Origin of the sequence: Stappia indica, assembly GCF_001696535.1 — a bacterium.
GTDB lineage: Bacteria > Pseudomonadota > Alphaproteobacteria > Rhizobiales > Stappiaceae > Stappia > Stappia indica.
In genome coordinates this window covers 1,544,361-1,564,275 of sequence record NZ_MBQE01000001.1, presented here as the reverse complement: position 1 = coordinate 1,564,275, position 19,915 = coordinate 1,544,361, and the positions used below count along the sequence as shown (strand labels likewise).

At 66.2% G+C, this 19,915-nt stretch carries 18 protein-coding genes; 9 read left to right on the top strand and 9 right to left on the bottom strand.

Annotated features, from left to right (window positions below; genetic code table 11):
* Nucleotides 1-74 precede the first annotated feature (74 nt).
* The 6 genes from BBX35_RS07315 to BBX35_RS07295 all read right to left on the bottom strand — a co-directional run bounded on the left by BBX35_RS07315 (nucleotide 75) and on the right by BBX35_RS07295 (nucleotide 3,590).
* Nucleotides 75-1,049, bottom strand: coding sequence for a heparan-alpha-glucosaminide N-acetyltransferase (locus tag BBX35_RS07315; RefSeq protein ID WP_067217686.1), 975 nt, complete (start codon nucleotides 1,047-1,049; stop codon nucleotides 75-77).
* Nucleotides 1,050-1,074: 25 nt separating this feature from the next.
* The gene (locus BBX35_RS07310; RefSeq protein ID WP_067217683.1) at nucleotides 1,075-2,025 is read right to left on the bottom strand and encodes a DMT family transporter; all 951 of its coding nucleotides are present in this window, start codon (nucleotides 2,023-2,025) and stop codon (nucleotides 1,075-1,077) included.
* A 58-nt stretch (nucleotides 2,026-2,083) separates the two neighbouring features.
* On the bottom strand, nucleotides 2,084-2,242 hold the full coding sequence (locus BBX35_RS23615; RefSeq protein ID WP_158193308.1) for a hypothetical protein: 159 nt from the start codon (nucleotides 2,240-2,242) through the stop codon (nucleotides 2,084-2,086).
* A 132-nt stretch (nucleotides 2,243-2,374) separates the two neighbouring features.
* Entirely contained in the window at nucleotides 2,375-2,788 is a 414-nt protein-coding gene (locus BBX35_RS07305; RefSeq protein WP_067217681.1) for a DUF3775 domain-containing protein, read from the bottom strand.
* A gap of 308 nt (nucleotides 2,789-3,096) precedes the next feature.
* Nucleotides 3,097-3,312, bottom strand: a complete 216-nt coding sequence (locus BBX35_RS07300; protein WP_067217678.1) for a hypothetical protein — start codon at nucleotides 3,310-3,312, stop codon at nucleotides 3,097-3,099.
* A complete protein-coding gene (locus tag BBX35_RS07295; protein WP_067217676.1) occupies nucleotides 3,312-3,590 on the bottom strand; it encodes a hypothetical protein in 279 nt (92 codons plus the stop codon). The genes BBX35_RS07300 and BBX35_RS07295 overlap by 1 nt, the downstream gene beginning before the upstream one ends.
* A gap of 254 nt (nucleotides 3,591-3,844) precedes the next feature.
* Between BBX35_RS07295 and BBX35_RS07290 the strand changes: the two genes are divergently transcribed.
* From BBX35_RS07290 to msrP, 8 genes are all read left to right on the top strand, one after another.
* Nucleotides 3,845-4,969, top strand: coding sequence for a nitrogen regulation protein NR(II) (locus tag BBX35_RS07290; RefSeq protein ID WP_083206069.1), 1,125 nt, complete (start codon nucleotides 3,845-3,847; stop codon nucleotides 4,967-4,969).
* 663 nt (nucleotides 4,970-5,632) lie between these two features.
* Nucleotides 5,633-6,061: a TadE/TadG family type IV pilus assembly protein gene (locus tag BBX35_RS07285; RefSeq protein WP_067218349.1), complete on the top strand. Its 429-nt coding sequence runs from the start codon at nucleotides 5,633-5,635 to the stop codon at nucleotides 6,059-6,061.
* A 14-nt stretch (nucleotides 6,062-6,075) separates the two neighbouring features.
* Nucleotides 6,076-7,791 carry a TadG family pilus assembly protein gene (locus tag BBX35_RS07280; protein WP_083206068.1) on the top strand — a complete coding sequence of 572 codons (1,716 nt, stop codon included), beginning with the start codon at nucleotides 6,076-6,078 and terminating at the stop codon, nucleotides 7,789-7,791.
* Nucleotides 7,792-7,937: 146 nt separating this feature from the next.
* Nucleotides 7,938-9,137 carry a pyridoxal phosphate-dependent aminotransferase gene (locus tag BBX35_RS07275; protein ID WP_067217674.1) on the top strand — a complete coding sequence of 400 codons (1,200 nt, stop codon included), beginning with the start codon at nucleotides 7,938-7,940 and terminating at the stop codon, nucleotides 9,135-9,137.
* A 435-nt stretch (nucleotides 9,138-9,572) separates the two neighbouring features.
* The gene (locus BBX35_RS07270; protein ID WP_067217671.1) at nucleotides 9,573-11,642 is read left to right on the top strand and encodes an elongation factor G; all 2,070 of its coding nucleotides are present in this window, start codon (nucleotides 9,573-9,575) and stop codon (nucleotides 11,640-11,642) included.
* Between the two features lie 135 nt (nucleotides 11,643-11,777).
* Nucleotides 11,778-12,908 carry a PQQ-dependent sugar dehydrogenase gene (locus BBX35_RS07265; protein WP_244271573.1) on the top strand — a complete coding sequence of 377 codons (1,131 nt, stop codon included), beginning with the start codon at nucleotides 11,778-11,780 and terminating at the stop codon, nucleotides 12,906-12,908.
* A 157-nt stretch (nucleotides 12,909-13,065) separates the two neighbouring features.
* Nucleotides 13,066-14,451, top strand: coding sequence for a DHA2 family efflux MFS transporter permease subunit (locus tag BBX35_RS07260; RefSeq protein WP_067217667.1), 1,386 nt, complete (start codon nucleotides 13,066-13,068; stop codon nucleotides 14,449-14,451).
* Between the two features lie 145 nt (nucleotides 14,452-14,596).
* Nucleotides 14,597-15,562: a protein-methionine-sulfoxide reductase catalytic subunit MsrP gene (msrP, locus tag BBX35_RS07255; RefSeq protein WP_067217664.1), complete on the top strand. Its 966-nt coding sequence runs from the start codon at nucleotides 14,597-14,599 to the stop codon at nucleotides 15,560-15,562.
* A gap of 669 nt (nucleotides 15,563-16,231) precedes the next feature.
* Here the strand turns inward: msrP and BBX35_RS07250 are convergent.
* The 3 genes from BBX35_RS07250 to BBX35_RS07240 all read right to left on the bottom strand — a co-directional run bounded on the left by BBX35_RS07250 (nucleotide 16,232) and on the right by BBX35_RS07240 (nucleotide 19,208).
* Complete coding sequence (locus BBX35_RS07250; protein ID WP_067217662.1) at nucleotides 16,232-17,128, bottom strand: LysR family transcriptional regulator; 897 nt, start codon at nucleotides 17,126-17,128, stop codon at nucleotides 16,232-16,234.
* Nucleotides 17,129-17,191: 63 nt separating this feature from the next.
* Nucleotides 17,192-18,157 carry a thioredoxin-disulfide reductase gene (gene trxB / locus BBX35_RS07245; protein ID WP_067217660.1) on the bottom strand — a complete coding sequence of 322 codons (966 nt, stop codon included), beginning with the start codon at nucleotides 18,155-18,157 and terminating at the stop codon, nucleotides 17,192-17,194.
* Nucleotides 18,158-18,176: 19 nt separating this feature from the next.
* On the bottom strand, nucleotides 18,177-19,208 hold the full coding sequence (locus tag BBX35_RS07240; RefSeq protein ID WP_067217657.1) for a mitochondrial fission ELM1 family protein: 1,032 nt from the start codon (nucleotides 19,206-19,208) through the stop codon (nucleotides 18,177-18,179).
* 225 nt (nucleotides 19,209-19,433) lie between these two features.
* Here BBX35_RS07240 and BBX35_RS07235 point away from each other — a divergent pair, with 225 nt between their 5' ends.
* Complete coding sequence (locus BBX35_RS07235; protein WP_067217655.1) at nucleotides 19,434-19,904, top strand: Lrp/AsnC family transcriptional regulator; 471 nt, start codon at nucleotides 19,434-19,436, stop codon at nucleotides 19,902-19,904.
* Nucleotides 19,905-19,915: the final 11 nt, after the last annotated feature.

Sequence of the window (19,915 nt, the reverse complement as noted above, 5' to 3'; positions counted from 1 at the left end):
ATGAGTGTAGCATGAGAATGCCGGGTTGAGGCGGGCGGCGAAGTGACCTGTGTCACGTTCCGGTGAAGGGTGGGTCAGTTCGCCTGCGACCGGCACATCCGGTAGCGCTCCGCCAGCAGGTCGTTGAGACCCGGGTCTTCGGGGCGGGCAAGCAGCGCCTCCCAGGTGCCGTCGGCGCGCAGGCTCTCCACCGTGCAGCTGCATGTGGCGCGGCAGGCCGCTTCCTCTCCGGTGATGGTGCAGCTCTGCACGCATTGCTCGACAAAGGTCTCGGCCGAGCGGTCCGGGGTCAGCCCGAGGGCGGCGGCGGTCCAGACCAGGCCGAACAGGATCGGCTGATGCGCGAGGTAAACGAGCAGCGAGTGGCGACCGGCGAGCGCTGCAAGACGCCCCGCCGGCCCCCGCGCGGTCCAGGCCGCGAGGCGCACGAAGAGCCCGGCGGCAAGCGCCAGCCGGCCGGCGACGACGCCTGCGAGAATCGCTGCCATCCATGGCAGCAGCGGCACGTAGTCGACCGACAGCGGCGGCTCGGCGACAAGGCCGGTCCACATGAGCCAGGCATCGCCCGGAAAGCTCAGCGACACGAGATGCGGCGCGGCGACAGCCGCAATTGCCAGGGCGGCGACCAGCCAGAGCGGGGCGCGCAGCGCCGGCAAGGCCAGCAGTGAGCCGGCCGCGATGGCATGCAGGATGCCGAAGCGGACATATTGCTCGGCCAGCGCGAAATAGGTGGCAAGGCTGATGGCTGCGGCGGCCAGGGCGATCTTGCCGGCCCGCCGCAGCGCGCGGTCGACCCGGACGCTCCCGCGATGGGCGAGCACCTGTCCGACGCCGACGAGGAACAGGAAGCTCCCGGCGATGGACATGGCGAAGATGCGCCAGCCGAGGCCGGAGTCGACGGGCCAATCCACCACTCCGAACCACTTGAGATCCCAGGAGAAGTGATAGACCGCCATGGTGGCGAGCGCGACCCCGCGCGCCGCGTCGAGCGCATCGATCCTGCCGGAATAGGGAAGGGCGGGAGCGGGTGCGGAGGCGGTCTCTGTCACGATGTCTCGTCTCCCGTCAATGCGGTCAGGCCGGGCTCGCGGGTTCCGCTTCGGCCGGGACTGGCGGCACGATCGCGGGTGCGGCAACGCTCTCCTGCGGGCGGCGCACCAGCATCGGCACCAATTGAACCGCGAGGATCGAGGCGAAGATCAAGGCGCAGCCGAAAAGGCCCGCCGGCCCAAGCCTTTCGCCCAGCAGCAAGGCACCGAACAGGGCGGCGAAAAGAGCTTCCGAGGACAGCAGGATCGCGGCGTCCGCGGCCCGTGTCCAGCGCTGGCCGATAGCCTGCAGAGTGAAGGCGAGGCCGCCGGACACAAGGCCGGTGTAGAGAAGTTCCGGCCCCGCCGCCAACACGGCGTTCATGCTGACCGGCTCCAGCAACAGGCCGGGAATGATCGCCGCCGTTCCGACGACCGCGAACTGCCACACCGACAACAGCAGCGGGCGGGCACAATGGCGCACGACGCTGCCGATCATGCCGACATGCAGTGCGCAAAACACCGCGCAGACGAGCATCAGGAGATCGCCGATGGTCAGAGCCGACAGGGCTCCGCCGCCGAGCAGATAGATGCCACTGAGCGTAACCAGCGAGGCGGGCCAAACAACGGGGTGCGGTATTTCGCGAAAGGCCAGCAGCGCGACCAGCGGCGTCAAGACCACATAGATGCCGGTGAGAAAGCCGGCATTGGTCACCGTGGTGGTGAGCAGGCCGATCTGCTGCAGGGAAATCGCCGCGAAGAACACCAGCCCGAGCGCGGTGAAGGCTCCGGCGGTGCGCAGGTCGAGCGGCCGGTCACGGCGCAGGCGCGTTTCGGCGATGGCGAAGGGCAGCACCGCCAGCGCCGCCATCAGGAAGCGGATGCCGGTGAAGGTGAGCGGGCCGACATGCTCCATCGCCGTGGCCTGCGCCACGAAGGCCGAGCCCCAGATCAGGGCGGTCAGAAGCAGGAGCGTGTTGGCGAGGGTGCGGCTCATCAGCTTGCGCTACCGGAAAGGCGAAGCGGCCGCAAGCGGCTTGATGGAGCGCCGGGGATCAGCCGTTGGGAAAGGCGTAGCAGAAGACCAGGGTGACAAGGAGGGCGGCGCTGGTGACCCGCAGCGCGATCGGCCAGGGCGAAGGCTTTTGTACGCTCAGCGTGTCGGCCTGAAGGCCGGCCTTCTCGTCTGCCTGCATACGGTCCGTGAAGCTCATGCGGTGTCTCCGACCTCTTCTCTCGCCGACGAAGAGTTAACCGTCATGGTTAACAATGTGTAAATGCCGAAGGAGAGCACAGAAAAGGATATCCAGAGAAAAACGCCGTTGCCTGTGGGAGAGTTCCCTGCGTCAGAGATCCAGGGCGTCGAGACCCGCTTCCAGATGATCGGCAAAAAGCGGTAGTCCGATCAGATATTTGGCTGTCGAGCGAAAGGCCCTGTCGCGGGCATCTTCGACGGCCTGGTCGAAATCGTCGGCTTCGTAGTCGCCGCGCCCGATCCAGACGATCGCAACGAGCTCGGCTGCCTCGTCGACGTTAAGATCTTCGATCAGTTCGGCCAGTTCCTCGACCGACAGATCGTCCGTCTCTTCCTCGGCGAGTCCGTCATGGGCGTGACTGTCCTGGAGGGTGTCGGCGTCGAACTCGATTTCCCGGTCGCGGCCGTCTTCATAGCCGCCGTCCAGGTCGGACGCCGAAGCGGCACGGGCCTTCTGGACCAGCATGCGCATCGTCGCCGGAGAAAGTGTCAGATTGACCGCCATGGCTTGCATTCAGCTCCCGTCTTGTGCGGGGCGGTGTCGGCTTGGCTGGCGGGGGATCGCGCCGTGCAGCCGCGTGCCGAAAGTCCGTCCCTGTCCGGACACTTGCCGCAAGCTGCAGTCGGCACCTTGATCCATCGCAAGGGCGCGCCTCCGCCGGTGGATTGTCCCCGGTGGTCTGCAGGCGGCGTGCTTTGGATGAGCGTACGCGTTGACGGGGCGCTTTGCCAGTGGCGGCAGCCCCGGGAAGCAGGGGCGCGAGGCAAGGGGCGTAAAACGAAAAGACGGCGGGGCCTGAGGCCCCGTACCGGTCAGTGGTCCTGGGTATCGGCAGCGGCGGCCGGCGGCGCCAGGTCCTTGAGCGAATGGGCCAGCGGTCCGCCGAACAGGGTGAGCGAGGCGGCGAACAGAAGGCCGACGCCGACTGCGGTCGCCAGCAGCATGGCGGCGCGCTCCTCGTCGCTGCGGTTGCGGCTGGCGGCGCGGACGCTGCGGCCCGCGGCGGTGCTGAGGGAAAGAGTACGCATCACGAATTCCTCTGGTCGTGCGAACGGGTGCGGATGCTCGCCAGAAGACCGTGCGACAGGCGCTTGCCGAGGACGGTCACCAGCACCAGCATGCTGCCGAAGGCGGCGAGCAGGGCGCCCATGGTCCAGTCCTCGACGACGAGGCTGCCGGAGGCGCGGGCGCTGGAGGCGATCAGCAGAGCGGGCAAGGCTCCGAGGACAGCGATGGCAAGGGCGCTGAGCGTCTTGCCGAAGCGGGTGCCGGAACGGCTGCGGGACGACCGGGATGTGGAACGCATGACTTTTCTCCGTCCAATCGGACTTGCCTGATGGGGAGAAAGTGATCGGCGAGTTGGACTTCCCAAAGCCGCCAATCGGGCACTTCCTGTGTCATTTCGCGGCAGAACCGTGGCGATCCGGTTAACAGATCCTATCAATTTGGATTTCCCGCTTTACCGAATCTCAGGAGCTTTGGGCGAGGGTTGGGACACCAACACATCGAGGTCATGCGTGTGCCGATTCCGGCCCGCTTGAGCGCAACCGGAAAAGCCAAATGGATGCAATGGAGAAGACTGCCCGGCCAGCGGCTGTGACCGCGACCGAGGCGGAGGGCGAGGCCGCGACGGTTCCGCAAAGCGGCAGCGGCGCGCCCGCGATGTCGGTTGCCGGCCTGTCCTTCTTCACAGTCGATATCCAGGCGAAGCGTGTCATCTGGCTCGAGCCGCGTTCGCTCGATTTCGAGCACCGTTCGGGTCTCAACGAGGCCTCGCTGTCGACGGCACTGCGCCACATGGCGCAGAACGACCAGAAGCAGATCCTCGGGCTCATCCAGCAGGCCGTGAAGACGGGGAGCGCCGGACCGATCGAACTCGGCGGTGACGATCTCGGCGCGGGCCTGTCGCTGGTGGCGATGCGCTACCAGGTCGAGGGCGGGCGGACCTTCGTCATTGCGGTGTCGGGTGCGGAGGTGGAGGACGAGGCGAACGGCACCGCCGTGCGCGGCGTTGCGCCGCTCATTCGCCATCTGGTGGAGGACAGCGAGAAGTCGGTGCTCGTCGTCGACAGTTTCGGCTACCTGCGCTACGCGAACGATGCCTTCAACAAGCTGTTCGAGATCGGCGACACCTCGCTGTGCATCGGCCGCAACATCGCGCATATTCCCAATCGCGTGGGCAAGACGCTGGCCTCGGTCGTGCTGACCGCGCTGGCGCGGCGCGCGCCGATGGACGGCAGCAAGCGGTTCTTCCTGGCCAGCGGCGATTCCTTTACGCTGAATTTCGACGTGATCCCCTTCCGCGTGTCGGCCGGGCTCGGCGGCGTGGTCTTCTCCGCCTCCAAGGTCAAGGAGCGCGGGGTCGACTTCCAGCAGATCTTCAACTGCGTTCATGCGCCGATGCTGGTCGTCGATGTGCGCACACGCATGCTGGTCTCGGCCAACACCGCGGCGCGCAAGACCTTCGCAGTGACCGAGCAACTGATGGAATCGGCTCCGATCACCGAGACGATGCTGCACCCGAAGACCTTCGTCAGCCTGATCGAGCACGCGCGCAAGGGCGGCAACACGCCGTTGCAGGCGACCGTCAGCGGTTTCGACGGCGTGACGCGGAGCAAGCGCATGCGCGTGACGCTGATCGAGAGCGGCCCGACGCACTATCTCCTCATCGAGAGCAAGCACTAGGGGCTCTCCGCGACAGCGGGCGCCCCCCGGCCTCTTGCCACCTTCCGATCCGAATACGTTCTGACACGCGCCGCGGCCCAGCCCGGCGCGTGTCTTGCGTTTTGGCCCCGCTCTCGTGACCTCGCGGCCGGCTGGCGCCCTCCAGGGCGGCTCGAGATCCGGTCGCAGGCCTCTCGTATCGATGCGCAAATGGGTCGTTTGTAGCGCGTGAAAGCCGTCTCGCGCGGGCAAGACACCTCGCTGCGACCGGGTTTTTTTGAAGATGTGAGGGGGATTCATCTTTGCCCGGGCGGCGAGAGACCGCTCCGATCTTTCTGTTGCGTGAGTGTAAAACCGTCAGTTGTATCAACCGCGTAGCCGTATTTTCCCCTACGGAATTTGTGCGTTTTGCCGCTTGTATTCATTCGAAGTCCCTAAAAGGTTGCAGTATGAAATCATTAACGCCTGTCAACGTTTACACAATATTAGGTCGCAGAATGCACTATACTTCCCAGTATGGTGCTTCAGACATGTTTGTTGCGACCTTTGAATCCAGTATCTGTCGAGATCTGATTTGAATATCTCGAAATGATCGTTGCGCGAAAACTGTAAATTCTCGCGAGGACGATCACGTGCAAGGCCATCAACATGTTGCACTGCCATTCTCTTCGAATGGAGGCAGAGATGCTTGCGGATCTGAAACACTTTTTACGAGCAAGATCGGGTGCGTCTGCAGTCGAGTTCGCTCTGGTTCTTCCCGTCTTCATTCTGGTGATGCTCGGGATTATTGCGTACGGCATCTATTTCGGGGCGACCCACAGCGTCGCTCAGCTTGCTGCCGACGCAGCGCGCGCGTCCATCGCCGGCCTGTCCGCCCAGGAACGGGTGCGCATCGTCACGGACCATGTGCAGCGCAATGCCGGCCAATACGCTCTCATCGACGCCAGCAGCGTCACGGTCGATGCAGGCCCTGTCGCAGGCGACGTGACCCAGTTCAAGGTCGCGGTCGTCTACGACGCCAGCCGCCTGCCGATCTGGACGCTGGGTCCCATTCTTCCGCTGTCGAGCCAGACGATCCGGCGTGTCGCCGTGATCAAGCGCGGCGGATATTGAGCAGGAGACCGATCATGCCTTTCCCCCTTCCGGGCTGTTCGTCTTCCTTGTCGCGTGCCAAAGCCCAGGTGCGGCTTCCGCGCTGGCGGGGAGTTCGCGGGTTTTTCCGCAATCGCGATGGCTCCATCGCCATCATGACCGGTTTCTTCTTCTTCGTGATGATGGGACTGCTCGCCATCTCCATCGACATGGCGTCGCTCTATCTGGAGCGCCGGACGCTTCAGGGCGTTGCCGATATCGCCGCCGTCGCCGGAGCTTCGGACATTCCGCGTGCCGAGGCCGCGGTTGCGGCGACGCTCGCCGCCAACGACATGGATGCCCGCTACACGGTTGTGCGCGGCCATTATGCAGCCGACCCGCAGGTCGACTACACCCAGCGCTTCACCGCCAATGCCACGCCCTACAACGCGGTCCAGGTGTCGCTGCAAAAGACCGGGCGGCTCTATTTCGCCAAGGTCTTCAATGCGCAGACTGCGACCCTTGGCGTGCAGTCCATGGCCGCGAATGCCGAGCTTGCGGCCTTTTCCGTCGGAACGCGGTTGCTGGCGCTTCGTGATGGCGTTGCAAACCAGCTGCTGGGCAAGCTGCTGGGCACGCGGGTCGAGCTGAACGTGATGGATTATCAGGGACTGGCATCCGCCGATGTGCAGGTCGCCCGGATGATCGATGCGGTCGCCACCGAGATCAACCTCAAGGCGGGCACGTTCCAGGACGTGCTGGATGCCTCGGTCACCGCCGGGGACATCGTGGCGGCAATGGCCAAGGTGACGGGCGAAAGCGGCGATGCCGCCGCGAACCTCGCGCTCAAGCGGTTGCTGCTTGGCGGCGGGCTGGGCGCGAAGGTGCCGCTGTCCTCGCTGGTCGATCTCGGTCCGTTCTCGACCGTGGCCATCGGCGATCCGGCACCCGGTTTCGACGCGCGCGTCTCGGCGATGCAGATCCTGTCCTCTTCGGCGATCCTCGCCAACGGCAAGCGGCAGGTGCAGGTGGATCTCGGTGCAGAGGTGCCGGGCCTGCTCGGCCTCAAGCTCGACCTGGCCATCGGCGAGATGCCGCAGCATACCGCTATGATCGCGATCGGCCCCAAGGCGACCCGCGTGCGGACGGCGCAGGCGCGGCTGCGGCTGGTCGCCTCCGTCGGCGGGCAGGGCCTGCTGAAGAACCTCAGCGTCAACCTGCCGCTGGTGGTCGACCTGGCTCATGCGCAGGCGCAGCTCGCCTCCATGGCGTGCTCGTCGAGCGGGCCTTCGCGGGTGACCGTGGCCGCACGGCCGGGCATTGCCGAGGCGTGGATCGGGGAGATGCGCGATGCGGACTTCGACGACTTCTCGCGCACGCCGCAGCTGTCGCGGGCAAAGATCATCGACGCGTCGCTGATCCGGGTGAACGGGCGCGCCCATGTGAATGTCGGCAACATGTCGGACACGCAGGTCAGCTTCACCGGCCTCGACGTCGAGCGCGGCACGGTCAAGCGGGTCAGCACCAGCTCCATCGCCGGGTCGTTGGTCAGTTCGTTGGTCGGCGATCTCGACCTCGAGGTGCAGGTCCTGACGCTGGGCCTCGTCCTTCCCGGGCCGCTGATCTCGGCCGTGGGCGATCTGCTCGGCACCATCGCCGAACCGCTGGATGCGGTCGTTTACGGCGCGCTGACGACCCTTGGCCTGCACCTGGGCGAAGCGGACATCCGGGTTCACGGCGCCCATTGCGGCGGCGGCATGCTGGCCGGTTGAAGCGTGTGGCCGGCGGTGAGCCGGCTTCCGCGGAAATCCGCGAGATTGCGGCCATCCTCCCTTGCATGGCAGGAGCGCGGGAAGTAGTCTCCCGCGCGCCTTCAACCACCTGCCTCATCGGGCACCTGCCTCATCGGGAGAGCATCATGGGCTTCATCGCCGACGCACTTTCGCGCGTCAAACCGTCCGCTACCATCGCCGTGACCAACAAGGCTCGCGAACTCAAGGCCGCCGGGCGCGACGTCATCGGTCTGGGCGCGGGCGAGCCCGATTTCGATACGCCGGAGAACATCAAGGCGGCGGCGATCGCCGCGATCACCGAGGGCAAGACGAAGTACACGGCCGTCGACGGCATCCCCGAGCTGAAGGCGGCGATCTGCGCCAAGTTCAGCCGTGAGAACGGCCTTTCCTACGAGCCGTCGCAGATCACCGTCGGTACGGGCGGCAAGCAGGTGCTCTACAACGCGCTGATCGCCACCATCAATCCGGGCGACGAGGTCATCGTGCCGACGCCGTACTGGGTCAGCTATCCGGACATGGTGCTGCTGGCCGGCGGCGAACCGGTGATCGTCGAGGCCGACAAGTCGACCTTCAAGATCACCGCCGAGGCGCTGGAAGCGGCGATCACGCCGAAGACCAAGTGGTTCATCTTCAACTCGCCGTCGAACCCCTCGGGTGCCGCCTACACGCGCGAGGAGCTCAAGGCGCTGACCGACGTGCTGCTGCGTCATCCGCAGGTGTGGGTGATGTCGGACGACATGTACGAGCACCTCGTCTATGACGGCTTCGAGTTCACCACCCCGGCGCAGGTCGAGCCGAAGCTCTACTACCGCACGCTGACGGTGAACGGCGTTTCCAAGGCCTATGCCATGACCGGCTGGCGCATCGGCTATGCCGGCGGCCCGGTCGAGCTGATCAAGGCCATGGCCAAGGTACAGTCCCAGTCGACGTCCAACCCGAGCTCCATCGCCCAGTGGGCGGCGGTCGAGGCGCTGAACGGTCCGCAGGACTTCATCCCGGCCAACAACGAGGTGTTCAAGGCGCGCCGCGATCTCGTCGTGTCGATGCTGAACCAGGCCAAGGGCTTGAGCTGCCCGACGCCGGAGGGCGCGTTCTACGTCTTCCCGTCCTGTGCCGGCACGCTCGGCAAGACCGCGCCGTCCGGCAAGGTGATCGAGACCGACGAGGACTTCGTCACCGAGCTGCTGGAGAGCGAGGGCGTTGCCGTGGTGCAGGGATCGGCCTTCGGTCTCGGCCCCAACTTCCGCATCTCCTACGCGACCTCCACCGAGGCGCTCGAGGAAGCCTGCACCCGCATCCAGCGCTTCTGCGGCAATCTGAAGTAAGCCAAGCAAGGCGCTTTCGAGCCTTTCCTCCGGCCGGCGGCAGCAATGTCGCCGGCCGTTTCTTTTGTGCTTTCGAGGGCGGGTCTGCCGTCCTTCGTTCCCGCAGTGCGGCACAGGTTTCCCTTGCGTTCGCTGCGGCATCGGCGCGACGATGGATGTCCGCCCGCTGTCGGCGGGCGGCGGCGCCGGTGCGCGGTGCCGCTAGTCACCCGAATCTGAAGTTCGTCGCATTTGGCGGCATGCTCTCAGCGAACTTCAGATTCAAAAGGCTGACTGGCGATTTTATGTTTCCAGTGTGGTTTTCGAATTTGAACTACGCTCTGTGTGTGCTGCCAAAGTGAGGCGTAGTTCAAATTCACCACACTATGTCAGCCGCGCCCGGCTCCTCCTGACAACACGCGGTCCTACGGGGCCGACGGGAGAAGGAGACGCGACATGGGCGCAGACAGGGTGAATGGCGGTGCAGCCGGCGGCAGGGAAACGGGGCCCCGGTGCATCGGGATCTTCGGGCCGTTCGGCAGCGGCAAGACCACGCTGCTGGAAGCGGTGCTCGCCCGCACGGGGGCCATAGCAAGACAGGGAACGGTGGGAGCCGGCAACACGGTGGGCGACGGCGCGCCGGAAGCGCGGGCCCATGCCATGAGCGTCGAGGTCAATGTGGCCGAGGCGGAGCATCTGGGCGAGCACTTCACCGTTCTCGACTGTCCCGGGGCCGTCGATTTTCTCGGAGACATGGCCGGGGTCATGCCCGGTATCGACCTGGCCGTCGTCGTCGCAGAGGCCGACGAGAAGAAGGTTCCGGCGTTGCAGGTGATCCTCAAGCAACTCGAGGATCGCGGCATTCCGCGCCTGCTCTTCCTCAACAAGATCGACCGCACGTCCTCGCGCCTGCGCGATGTCCTGACCATGCTGCAACCGGCCTCGGCGGTGCCTCTGGTGCTGCGCCAGATCCCGATCTGGAACGAGGGCATCGCCACCGGCTTCATCGATCTCGCGCTTGAGCGGGCCTATGTCTACCGCGAGCATGCCGAGAGCCAGGTGATCGATATTCCGAACGAGGCGATGGCGCGCGAGGTCGAGGCGCGCTTTTCCATGCTGGAAACGCTCGCCGACCATGACGACGTCCTGATGGAATCGCTGCTGGAGGACATCGCCCCGGAGCGCGAGCGGATCTTCGCCGATATCGGCGGAGAGATGCGCGAGGGACTGATCTGCCCGGTGCTGTTCGGCTCGGCCGAGCACGGCAACGGCGTCGGCCGGCTGCTCAAGGCGCTGCGTCACGATGCGCCGGGCGTTGCCGCCACCCGTGCACGCCTCGGTCTCGAGGAGACGGACGGTCCCGTGGTGCAGATCCTCAAGACCGTCCACACGCTGCATGCCGGCAAGCTGTCGGTCGGGCGGCTCCTCAGCGGGTCGCTTTCCGACGCCGATACGCTGACCCGGCCCGACGGCGAACAGGTGCGCATTTCCGGCTTCTACCGGGTGACCGGACAGCAGGCGTCGAAGCGGGCGCAGGCGCAGGCCGGTGACACCGTGGGGCTCGGCAAGCTCGACGGCGTCAACACCGGCGATACGCTGGGCGGATCGGCCCCGGCGCCGCAACTCGCGCCGCTGGCGATGCCGCAGCCGGTGCTCGGCCTCGCGATCTCGCCCCGCGAGCGCCGCGACGAGGTCAAGCTCTCCGCGGCGCTTGCGAAGCTTTGCGAGGAGGATCCGGCACTGGTCGTCACGCAGGCGCAGGACACCGGCGAGACCCGTCTCGACGGCCAGGGCGAGATGCACCTGCGCGTCGCGCTGGAGCGGCTGACCGGCAAATACGGCCTTGCAGTGGAGACCGGCGACCCGGCGATCCCCTATCGCGAGACGATCCGCGCGGGAACCTCCGTGCGCGCCCGCCACAAGAAGCAATCGGGCGGCCACGGTCAGTTCGGCGATGTCGCCATCGACATCCGCCCGCTCGGGCGCGGGGAGGGCTTCGTCTTCGGCGATACGATCACCGGCGGCGTCATTCCCAAGCAGTACATCCCGTCGGTGCGTGCGGGCGTCGAGGAGGCCCTGAAGACCGGAACGCTGGGCTTTCCGACCGTCGATATTGCGGTGACGCTCACCGACGGGTCCTATCACAGCGTCGATTCCTCGGATCAGGCATTCCGCATGGCGGCGATCCAGGCGATGCGCGAGGGACTGCCGGACTGCCGGCCGGTGCTGCTGGAGCCGGTCCATCAGGTCACCATCGCCTGCCCGAGCGAGGCGACGGCGCGGATCAATGCCATCGTCTCGGCCCGGCGCGGGCAGTTGCTCGGGTTCGATGCAAGACCCGGCTGGAGCGGCTGGGACGAGGTGCAGGCCCTGATGCCGGCGACCGAGCTGTCCGGTCTCATCGTCGAGCTGCGCTCGGCGACGGCAGGCGTTGCGACCTATTCCAGCCGCTTCGACCATCTGGCCGAGCTGACGGGCAAGGCGGCCGACCTGGTGCTTGCCCGGCACGGCCGTCAGGCCGCGTGACACGACACCTGCGCGGGGCGCGCCGAGGGTGCGCCCCGCCTGCTCTTTTGCAAGGACAGATTGTCTTCGCTTGCCCGCACCCTAGCTATCCCTGACGGGGTTCGGGGCTCATGCCGAGGGAGAATGTCTTTGCGATTGGCCACCACCGTCCTTGCGGGCAGCGCAGCTCTTGCCGCTGCCTGCGTCAGCGTATCCGCCCAGTCCGTTCACACGGCCGGCGATGTCCGTTTCTCGGTCGAACAGGTCGTCGGTGACCTTTCCTATCCATGGGGCTTCGACTTTCTTCCCGACGGCTCGCTGCTGGTGAACGAGGTCGACGGGCGGATGCTGCTCGTCTCGCCGGATGGCGACAGCCGCATCGAGGTCGCCGGCGTCCCGGAGGTTCGCGCCTCCGGCCAGGGCGGTCTGCTCGATCTCGTGGTTGCGCCGGACTACGGCGAGACCGGCACAGTCTATTTCACCTTTTCCGAGCCGGGGCAGGGCGGGGCAGGTACAGCCGCCGCGCGTGCCCGGCTGGTGGTCGCCGACGGTGCCGCGCGGCTGGAGGACGTGAAGGTGCTGGCGAGCATGAACCGCAAGACCTCCGGCGGACGGCATTTCGGCTCCCGCATCGTCCCGGCGCCCGATGGCACGCTTTTCGTCACGCTGGGCGACCGCGGCGAACAGGACCGGGCGCAGGATCCGCAGGACCATGCGGGCTCGGTGCTCCGGGTCGCTGCCGACGGCTCGATCCCCTCCGACAATCCGTTTGCGGACGGCGCGCAGGCGCTGCCCGAGATTTGGTCGACCGGCCATCGCAATATCCAGGGCGCGGCCATCGAGCCCGAGACCGGCGTGCTGTGGACCGTGGAGCACGGCGCGCGCGGCGGCGACGAGATCAACATTCCCCAAGCCGGCAAGAATTACGGCTGGCCGGTGATTTCCTACGGCCGCCACTATTCGGGCCTCAGCATCGGCGTCGGTACCGAGGCGGAGGGCTACGAGCAGCCGGTGCATTACTGGGATCCGTCCATCGCGCCGTCGGGCATGGCCTTCTTCACCGGCGATGCGGTGCCGCAGTGGCGCGGCGACCTGTTCGTCGGTGCGCTCAAGGACCAGCTGATCTCGAGGCTGGAGGTCGCCGACGGCAAGGTCGTCTCCGAAGAGCGGCTGATCGCCGGCGAGTACGGGCGCATCCGCACCCTGCGCAACGGGCCGGACGGGGCGCTGTGGTTCTCGACCGACGAGGGCGAGGGCGCGATCTACCGGATTTCCGGGGCTCCCTGATCGCGCCCGGCGACGGGCACCAGGGCCGGGCATCTGCCCGGCCTTTCAGCTCTCCGGTCGCTGCACTTTTGCCGTTTCATGCATTTGCAGACAATCGCTTTCGGGCTAATGAGGTTGTGCGGCGCCGATCCCTTCCCCTGCCGCGCTTCCGGTCGTCATGAACAGCATTCCGCTCATCATCGCCTTTGCCTTCTTCATGGAGATGATGGATTCCACCGTCATCGCCACCTCGTTGCCGGTGATCGCGGAGGATCTGGGCACCAGCCCGATCGCGCTGAAGCTGGCGCTGACGTCCTATCTGGTGGCGCTCGGCATCTTCATTCCCGTCAGCGGCTGGGTGGCCGACAAGTTCGGCGCCAAGCGCGTCTTCCGCTGGGCCATCGTCGTCTTCGTCATCGGCTCGGTCGCCTGCGCCTTCTCCAATTCGCTGCTGACCTTCGTGCTTTCGCGCTTCCTGCAAGGCATGGGCGGCTCGATGATGGTGCCGGTCGGACGGCTCATCCTGGTCAGGACCTTCCAGAAGAAGGATCTGGTCCATGCGATGACGCTGATGACCATTCCCGGGTTGATCGGGCCGATGGCCGGCCCGCCACTCGGCGGCTTTCTGACCACCTACCTGTCCTGGCACTGGATCTTCATCATCAACGTGCCCATCGGCTTCGCCGGCATCTGGCTTTGCGGCATCTACCTGCCGGAGATCCCGAGGCGCGAGACCTCGAAGCTCGACTGGACCGGCTTTCTGCTGACGGGAACTGCGGCGGCGGGCATCGTCTTCGGCCTTTCGGTGATCAGCCTGCCGGCCCTGCCGCCGGCGGTGGGCCTTGTGACGACGATCATCGGCTTTGCCGCCCTGCTTGCCTATCTGGTCCATGCAAGACGGCGGGCGAACCCGATCCTCGATCCGGCGCTGCTGCGCAACCGCGCCTTCGGCCTGACGCTGCTGGGCACCAACATCTTCCGCATCTCGTCCGGTTCCATGCCATTCCTGATGCCGCTGATGCTGCAGACGAGCTTCGGCTACAACGCCTTCCAGTCCGGGCTCATCACCTTCACCGGCGCGTTCGGCGCCATCTCGATGAAGTTCATCGTCAAGCGCGCGCTCGCCGCCGTCGGCTTCCGCATGGCGCTGGTCATCGCCTCGCTGGGCGGTGCGCTGCTCTCCTTCGCCATGGTCGGTTTCGTACCCGGCACCCCGGTCTGGATCTTCGTGCCGGTGCTTTACGGCGCCGGTCTCACCCGCTCTTTCCTCTTCACCTCGTCGAACGGGCTGGCGTTTACCAGCATCGAGGAGAACGAGGCCAGTCAGGCGACAGCGCTCAGCTCGGTGTTCCAGCAGGTCTCGCTGGCGCTGGGCGTGGCGCTGGCCGGCTTCGTGCTGGAGGCGACGGGCTGGGTCACCGGCGACACGCTGGGCCTCGTCAACTTCCACATCGCCTTCGCGGTGACGGCGGTGCTGGCCCTGGTCTCCGTGCCGATCTTCGCCTTCCTGCCGGCCTCTGCCGGTCAGGAGGCGTCCGGCCACCGCTTGCGCGACCTGCCATGAGGCCCGGGGCAGCCGCGACGTTCACGGGGCCGGCGCGGGCGTTCAACCGCACTTGATTTGCCGCGAGGGGGTGTGCGCGCTAGGTCACATGGCATGAGATGTCCGGAAAGGACGTCCTGACGGGACTGGGAGAGGACGCATCACGATGAACATCATCCGCAAACGCAGCTGGGACCTGCCCGAGCGCGAGGCGACGCCGGAGGCGGTCTTCTTCAACCGCCGCTCGGTTCTGGCAGGGCTCGGCATCGCCGGCGCATCCATTGCCGGCGGGGCAGGGCTCCCGCGTGCCGCCTTTGCCGAGGAAGACCCCAATGCGGGGCTCTATCCGGCCAAGCGCAACGAGGCCTTCACCCTCGACCGCGAGATCACGCCGGAAAAGGTCACCTCGATCTACAACAACTTCTACGAATTCGGCTCGCACAAGCAGATCGCTTCCGCCGCCCAGGCGCTGAAGATCCGCCCGTGGGAGGTGAAGATCGACGGGCTTTGCGACAATCCGCAGGTGCTGGATTTCGACGACCTGATGAAGAAGGTCTCGCTGGAGGAGCGGCTCTATCGCTTCCGCTGCGTCGAGGCCTGGGCAATGGCCGTGCCGTGGACCGGCTTCCCGCTCGCCGAGCTGGTGCGTCTCGCCTCGCCCAAGCCCGAGGCGAAGTACCTGCGCATGGAGACCTTCATGGATCCCGATACGGCCAGCGGCCAGCGGGCGTCCTGGTATCCGTGGCCCTATGTCGAGGGGCTGACCCTGGCCGAGGCGACCAATGAGCTCGCCTTCATGGTCACCGGCGTCTACGGCAAGCCGCTCGCCAAGCAGTACGGCGCGCCGCTGCGCCTTGCCGTACCGTGGAAATACGGCTTCAAGTCGATCAAGTCGATCGTCCGCTTCTCCTTCGTGGAGGAGCGCCCGGTGAGCTTCTGGGAAGAGATTCAGTCGGCGGAGTACGGCTTCTGGGCCAACGTCAATCCGGAGGTCTCGCATCCGCGCTGGAGCCAGGCGCGCGAGCAGCTTTTGCCGACCGGCGAGCAGGTGCCGACCCAGCTCTTCAACGGCTACGCCGAGCAGGTCGCTGCCCTCTACAAGGGGCTGGAGGGCGAGAACCTCTACATGTGAGGGACGCGCGCCGCTCGGCCGCTGTCTTCAGACGATCCGAAGGCCCGGTGCTCTGCGCCGGGCCTTTTGCGTGGCGCGGCGTCCAGGGCAAGGCGCCAGCATGCCGGAAATCTAATCCACCGTATTGGGGGCTGGTGGCATAATGGGAGGGCGGTCGAAAACGGCAGGCCCGATCTTCGGCATAACAAGCGGCTGTGATCCGGGCAAAAAAAATGCCGGGCCATAGGGCCCGGCAGTTATTCGATTTTGCCACATGCGTGGCGAAATCACCTTCCAGAGGGGAACAGCTGGTCGCATCATACGTCGCTGGGAGGAGGTAGCGACGAAGCAGACCAACAGCCTGTTGCTTATATGCAGTGCACAACGCGCCTATGCAAGAAGCACTCTTGCAGGGCTGCTATGCATATTCCGCAAGGCGCCGCCGCGAGCTCTGCGCAAGGCTCCGTATCGGCAGAAAACTGCGCCCGAATGTCGGGCGAAATGCCCGATTTCTGGTCGCTGCGGCAGGCTGACGCAGGCCTGCCGTGCTGCCGGATGCGGCAGGGCCGTGGTCGCCCTGCCTGCTTCATCGGCACAGCGAGGCAGCCCGAGCAGGCGCCGGCAAAGGCTTTTTTACGCGTTGTTTCGAAATTTGCAGTGCAACAAGAGCGCGAGGCTGGCGGCGCCGGCTCAGTAGGTCCAGCGCTCTGCCTTGGCCAGCAGGAAGTCGCGGAACACGGCGATGCGCGCGGTGTTCTTCAGCTCCGAGGGGTAGACGAAATAGGTGTCGAAGCTCGGCACCTCCGCCTCCGGGAGCAACTGCACCAGGCCGGAGCTGTCCTCGTTGATATAGTCGGGCAGCATGGCGATGCCGATGCCGCGCTGGACGGCGCGCTTGATCGCCACCACGTTGTTGACGCGCAGCACCGAACGACGCTGCTCACCCGGCGGCAAACCGGCAGTTTCCAGCCAGTTCATGTCGCGCAGATAGGGCGGGGCGTGCTCGCCGAACGTGACGATCCGGTGGCCGTCGAGGGCGGCGACGGACTTCGGAGCGCCGAAGCGCTGGATGTAGCCAGGCGCGGCGTAGACGTGGAAATGCACCGTGAACAGCTTGCGCTGGATCAGGTCCGGCTGCGTCGGCTGGCGCAGGCGGATGGCCACGTCCGCCTCGCGCATGCCGAGATCGAGCTCGTCGTCGTCGAAGATCAGCCTGAGGTCCATCTCCGGATAGAGGTCGATGAACTCGTTGAGCCGCTCGGTGAGCCAGGTCGAGCCGAGGCCGACGGTGGTGGTGATGCGAAGGGCGCCGGTGGGCTTTTCGCGGCTGTCGGTCAGCCGGGCCTGCGCGGCCTCCAGCTTCATGAACACCTCGCGCGCGGTGCGGTACAGCACCTCGCCCTGCTCGGTCAGCAGCAGCCCGCGCGCATGCCGGTGGAACAGCGGGACCTTCAGGTCGTGCTCCAGCGCGCTGACCTGCCGGCTGACCGCCGACTGGCTCATGTTGAGCATGTCGCCGGCATGCGTGAAGCTGCCGGCCTGCGCGGCCGCGTGGAAAATCCTCAGCTTGTCCCAGTCAAGCGGCACGACACCCTCTGCCTGTTCTCGTCAGTTTCCAGCGATTTAGGCCGAAGCCTCCCGGAAGACAGCCTATTCGGCGGCCTGCACTTCCGCAATCTCCAGTTCGGCGAGGAATCGCTCGCACTCGAGCGCCGCCATGCAGCCCATGCCGGCCGCGGTCACCGCCTGGCGGTAGATCTCGTCGGTGACGTCGCCGGCGGCGAAAACGCCGGGAATCGAGGTCGCCGTGCTGTCCGGCGCCGTCCAGATGTAGCCCGAGGGCTTCATCTTCAGCTGCTCCTTGAACAGGTCCGCCGCCGGCGCATGGCCGATCGCGACGAAGAAGCCGTCGGCGGAAATGTCGCGGGTCTCACCCGTGTGGATATTGCGGATGCGCGCGCCGGTGACCGTCTTGGGCACGCCGCCGCCGAGCACTTCCTCGACCACGCTGTCCCAGATCACTTCGATCTTGTCGTTGCGGGCGAGGCGGTCCTGCAGGATCTTCTCGGCGCGGAAGGAATCGCGCCGGTGCACCACGGTCACCTTGGAGGCGAGGTTGGCGAGATAGAGAGCCTCCTCCACGGCGGTGTTGCCGCCGCCGACCACGATCACTTCCTTGCCGCGATAGAAGAAGCCGTCGCAGGTTGCACAGGCCGAGACGCCGCCGCCCATGAACTCCTGTTCGGTCGGAATGCCCAGCCACTTGGCCTGCGCGCCGGTGGCGATCACCAGCGCATCGCAGGTGTAGGTCGTGCCGCTGTCCCCGGCGAGGCGGAACGGGCGCACCGACAGGTCGGCCGACAGGATCGTGTCGTAAACGATTGTCGTGCCGACGTTTTCCGCCTGTTTGCGCATCTCTTCCATCAGCCAGGGACCCTGGATCGGGTCAGCGAAGCCGGGATAGTTCTCCACCTCGGTGGTGATGGTCAGCTGGCCGCCCGGCTGGATGCCGGTGATCAGGACCGGCTCCAGCATGGCGCGCGCCGCATAGACGGCTGCGGTGTAGCCAGCCGGGCCGGAGCCGATGATCAGGAGTTTGTGGTGCTGTTCGGCCATCGCCTCGTCGTCCTTGCTCTCATGTCCCTGCGCGGGTGCCGTCCCGCCGCGCGATCTCCGCGCGATGCGCCGCCAGGCGCTGCCGGATCGCCTCGGCGATCACGGGGGTGGAATCCATCGGCTCACAGGTAGTCACTTTAAGCGGTCCGGGAAAGGGGTGCACGGCGTTCCTTGCCGAAACTGCCCCCAGAAACGCATCGAATTTGCGGTGTCCACCGCTGGGGTGGAAAACATGTACTGCCCGCCCGCTCGCCAGCGCCTCGCCGACCATGTTGGCGCTGTCCGCCGTCACCACCACCGCGTCGGCATTGGCAAGGTAGTCGAGCATCGGATTGTCCCCGTGCCCGTCCCACATCACATGCGGCCCGCTGTCCGCGAGCTTGCGGAGCGCGCGCGCCAGCGCCGGAGGGGTGCGGCGGGAGGCGGTGATCATCAGCGCGGCGCCATCCTCGGCGATCTGCGCCAGCCCGCGCGCAAGCTCCGCCATGTCCCCGTCGGTGAAACGGTGGTTGCGGCTGTCGCCGCCGACCAGCACGGCAACGCGCGGATGCGGCAGGGCGGCGATGTCCGGCAGGGGCGCGGCCCGCGCGGCGGCAAGGCGGTCTTGCGAGAACCGGTGCGGGCCGCTCGCCGTCACGATCACGTTTTCCCCGCGCAAGGGGTCGTGCTCGGGCACCCAGATCAGGTCCGCCGCCTTGGTGCCGGTGCGCGGATCCTTCAGGAACACGGTGAAGGTGCGCTCGCCGCTGTCGCGCTTGATGCGGGCGAGATAGGAGACCGCGCGCCGGCCTGAGGCGATGACGAGATCGGGAAAGGGCGGGGCGATGGGGCTGCCGGGGCGCGAGGGCGCCTCGCGCGGGTCGATCAGGCCGAGACGCGGCATGATCCAGGACCACGGCGCGCGCGGTGCCACGCGCCGACGCTCGGCCGCCAGCCCCAGGGCTTCGGCCACGGCCAGGCACTGCGTCTCGTCGCCGGCCTTGCCGTCGGTCAGCACCCAGGCGGTTGCCGGTTCCTGTGAGGTTTCGCTTTCCGGATATTTCTTCGTCATGACCTGTGTTGATATAGTATTGCAGGTTTCGGCAAAGAATCATAAGTGCCCGGATGAACAGGAGGCACGATCTGTCGGCCCCATCGTGCGCCTGGCACCGCGTCGCTTGCCCGTCCGGCCGGTCCTCCCGCCTGCCGGAACGTGGGCGAGGCGACCGGCCCGGCCGCCGCGGTGGCGGATGGGGTGACGACATGTCTGTGCCAGCGATTTGTGAAGGAGACCAGCGTGAAAATTCGCCTCGATGCGATTGATTGGCACATTCTGAAAGAGCTGCAGGCGGATGGCCGCATCACCAATGTGGAGTTGGCGCGGCGCGTCGGCATTTCTGCGCCGCCCTGCCTGCGCCGCGTGCGCGCGCTTGAGGAGGCCGGACTTATCACCGGTTACCGCACGCTGCTGGACGAAAAGCAGCTCGGCTACGACGTCACCGCCTTCGCCATGGTCGGCCTGCATTCGCAGACCGAAAGCGACCTCAACGCCTTCGAGGACAAGGTCAAGAGCTGGCCCGAGGTACGCGAAAGCTACATGCTGTCCGGCGAGGTAGATTTCCTCCTGAAATGCGTGGTGCCGGACCTCCAGGCCTTCCAGAACTTCATCATCCGCGAACTCACCGCCACGCCCAATGTCGACAGCGTGCGCACGGCCCTCACCATCCGCCAGACCAAGAACGAACCCGTGGTGCCGGTGAAGGAGTGAGGGGGGCGACG

What these genes read in the sequence shown, in the direction of transcription:
- BBX35_RS07310 (WP_067217683.1), bottom strand. Translation starts at nt 2,025, where the DNA reads ATGAGCCGCACCCTCGCCAACACGCTCCTGCTTCTGACCGCCCTGATC.
- BBX35_RS23615 (WP_158193308.1), bottom strand. Translation starts at nt 2,242, where the DNA reads ATGAGCTTCACGGACCGTATGCAGGCAGACGAGAAGGCCGGCCTTCAG.
- BBX35_RS07305 (WP_067217681.1), bottom strand. Translation starts at nt 2,788, where the DNA reads ATGGCGGTCAATCTGACACTTTCTCCGGCGACGATGCGCATGCTGGTC.
- BBX35_RS07300 (WP_067217678.1), bottom strand. Translation starts at nt 3,312, where the DNA reads ATGCGTACTCTTTCCCTCAGCACCGCCGCGGGCCGCAGCGTCCGCGCC.
- BBX35_RS07295 (WP_067217676.1), bottom strand. Translation starts at nt 3,590, where the DNA reads ATGCGTTCCACATCCCGGTCGTCCCGCAGCCGTTCCGGCACCCGCTTC.
- BBX35_RS07290 (WP_083206069.1), top strand. Translation starts at nt 3,845, where the DNA reads ATGGATGCAATGGAGAAGACTGCCCGGCCAGCGGCTGTGACCGCGACC.
- BBX35_RS07285 (WP_067218349.1), top strand. Translation starts at nt 5,633, where the DNA reads ATGCTTGCGGATCTGAAACACTTTTTACGAGCAAGATCGGGTGCGTCT.
- BBX35_RS07280 (WP_083206068.1), top strand. Translation starts at nt 6,076, where the DNA reads ATGCCTTTCCCCCTTCCGGGCTGTTCGTCTTCCTTGTCGCGTGCCAAA.
- BBX35_RS07275 (WP_067217674.1), top strand. Translation starts at nt 7,938, where the DNA reads ATGGGCTTCATCGCCGACGCACTTTCGCGCGTCAAACCGTCCGCTACC.
- BBX35_RS07270 (WP_067217671.1), top strand. Translation starts at nt 9,573, where the DNA reads ATGGGCGCAGACAGGGTGAATGGCGGTGCAGCCGGCGGCAGGGAAACG.
- BBX35_RS07260 (WP_067217667.1), top strand. Translation starts at nt 13,066, where the DNA reads ATGAACAGCATTCCGCTCATCATCGCCTTTGCCTTCTTCATGGAGATG.
- msrP (WP_067217664.1), top strand. Translation starts at nt 14,597, where the DNA reads ATGAACATCATCCGCAAACGCAGCTGGGACCTGCCCGAGCGCGAGGCG.
- trxB (WP_067217660.1), bottom strand. Translation starts at nt 18,157, where the DNA reads ATGGCCGAACAGCACCACAAACTCCTGATCATCGGCTCCGGCCCGGCT.
- BBX35_RS07240 (WP_067217657.1), bottom strand. Translation starts at nt 19,208, where the DNA reads ATGACGAAGAAATATCCGGAAAGCGAAACCTCACAGGAACCGGCAACC.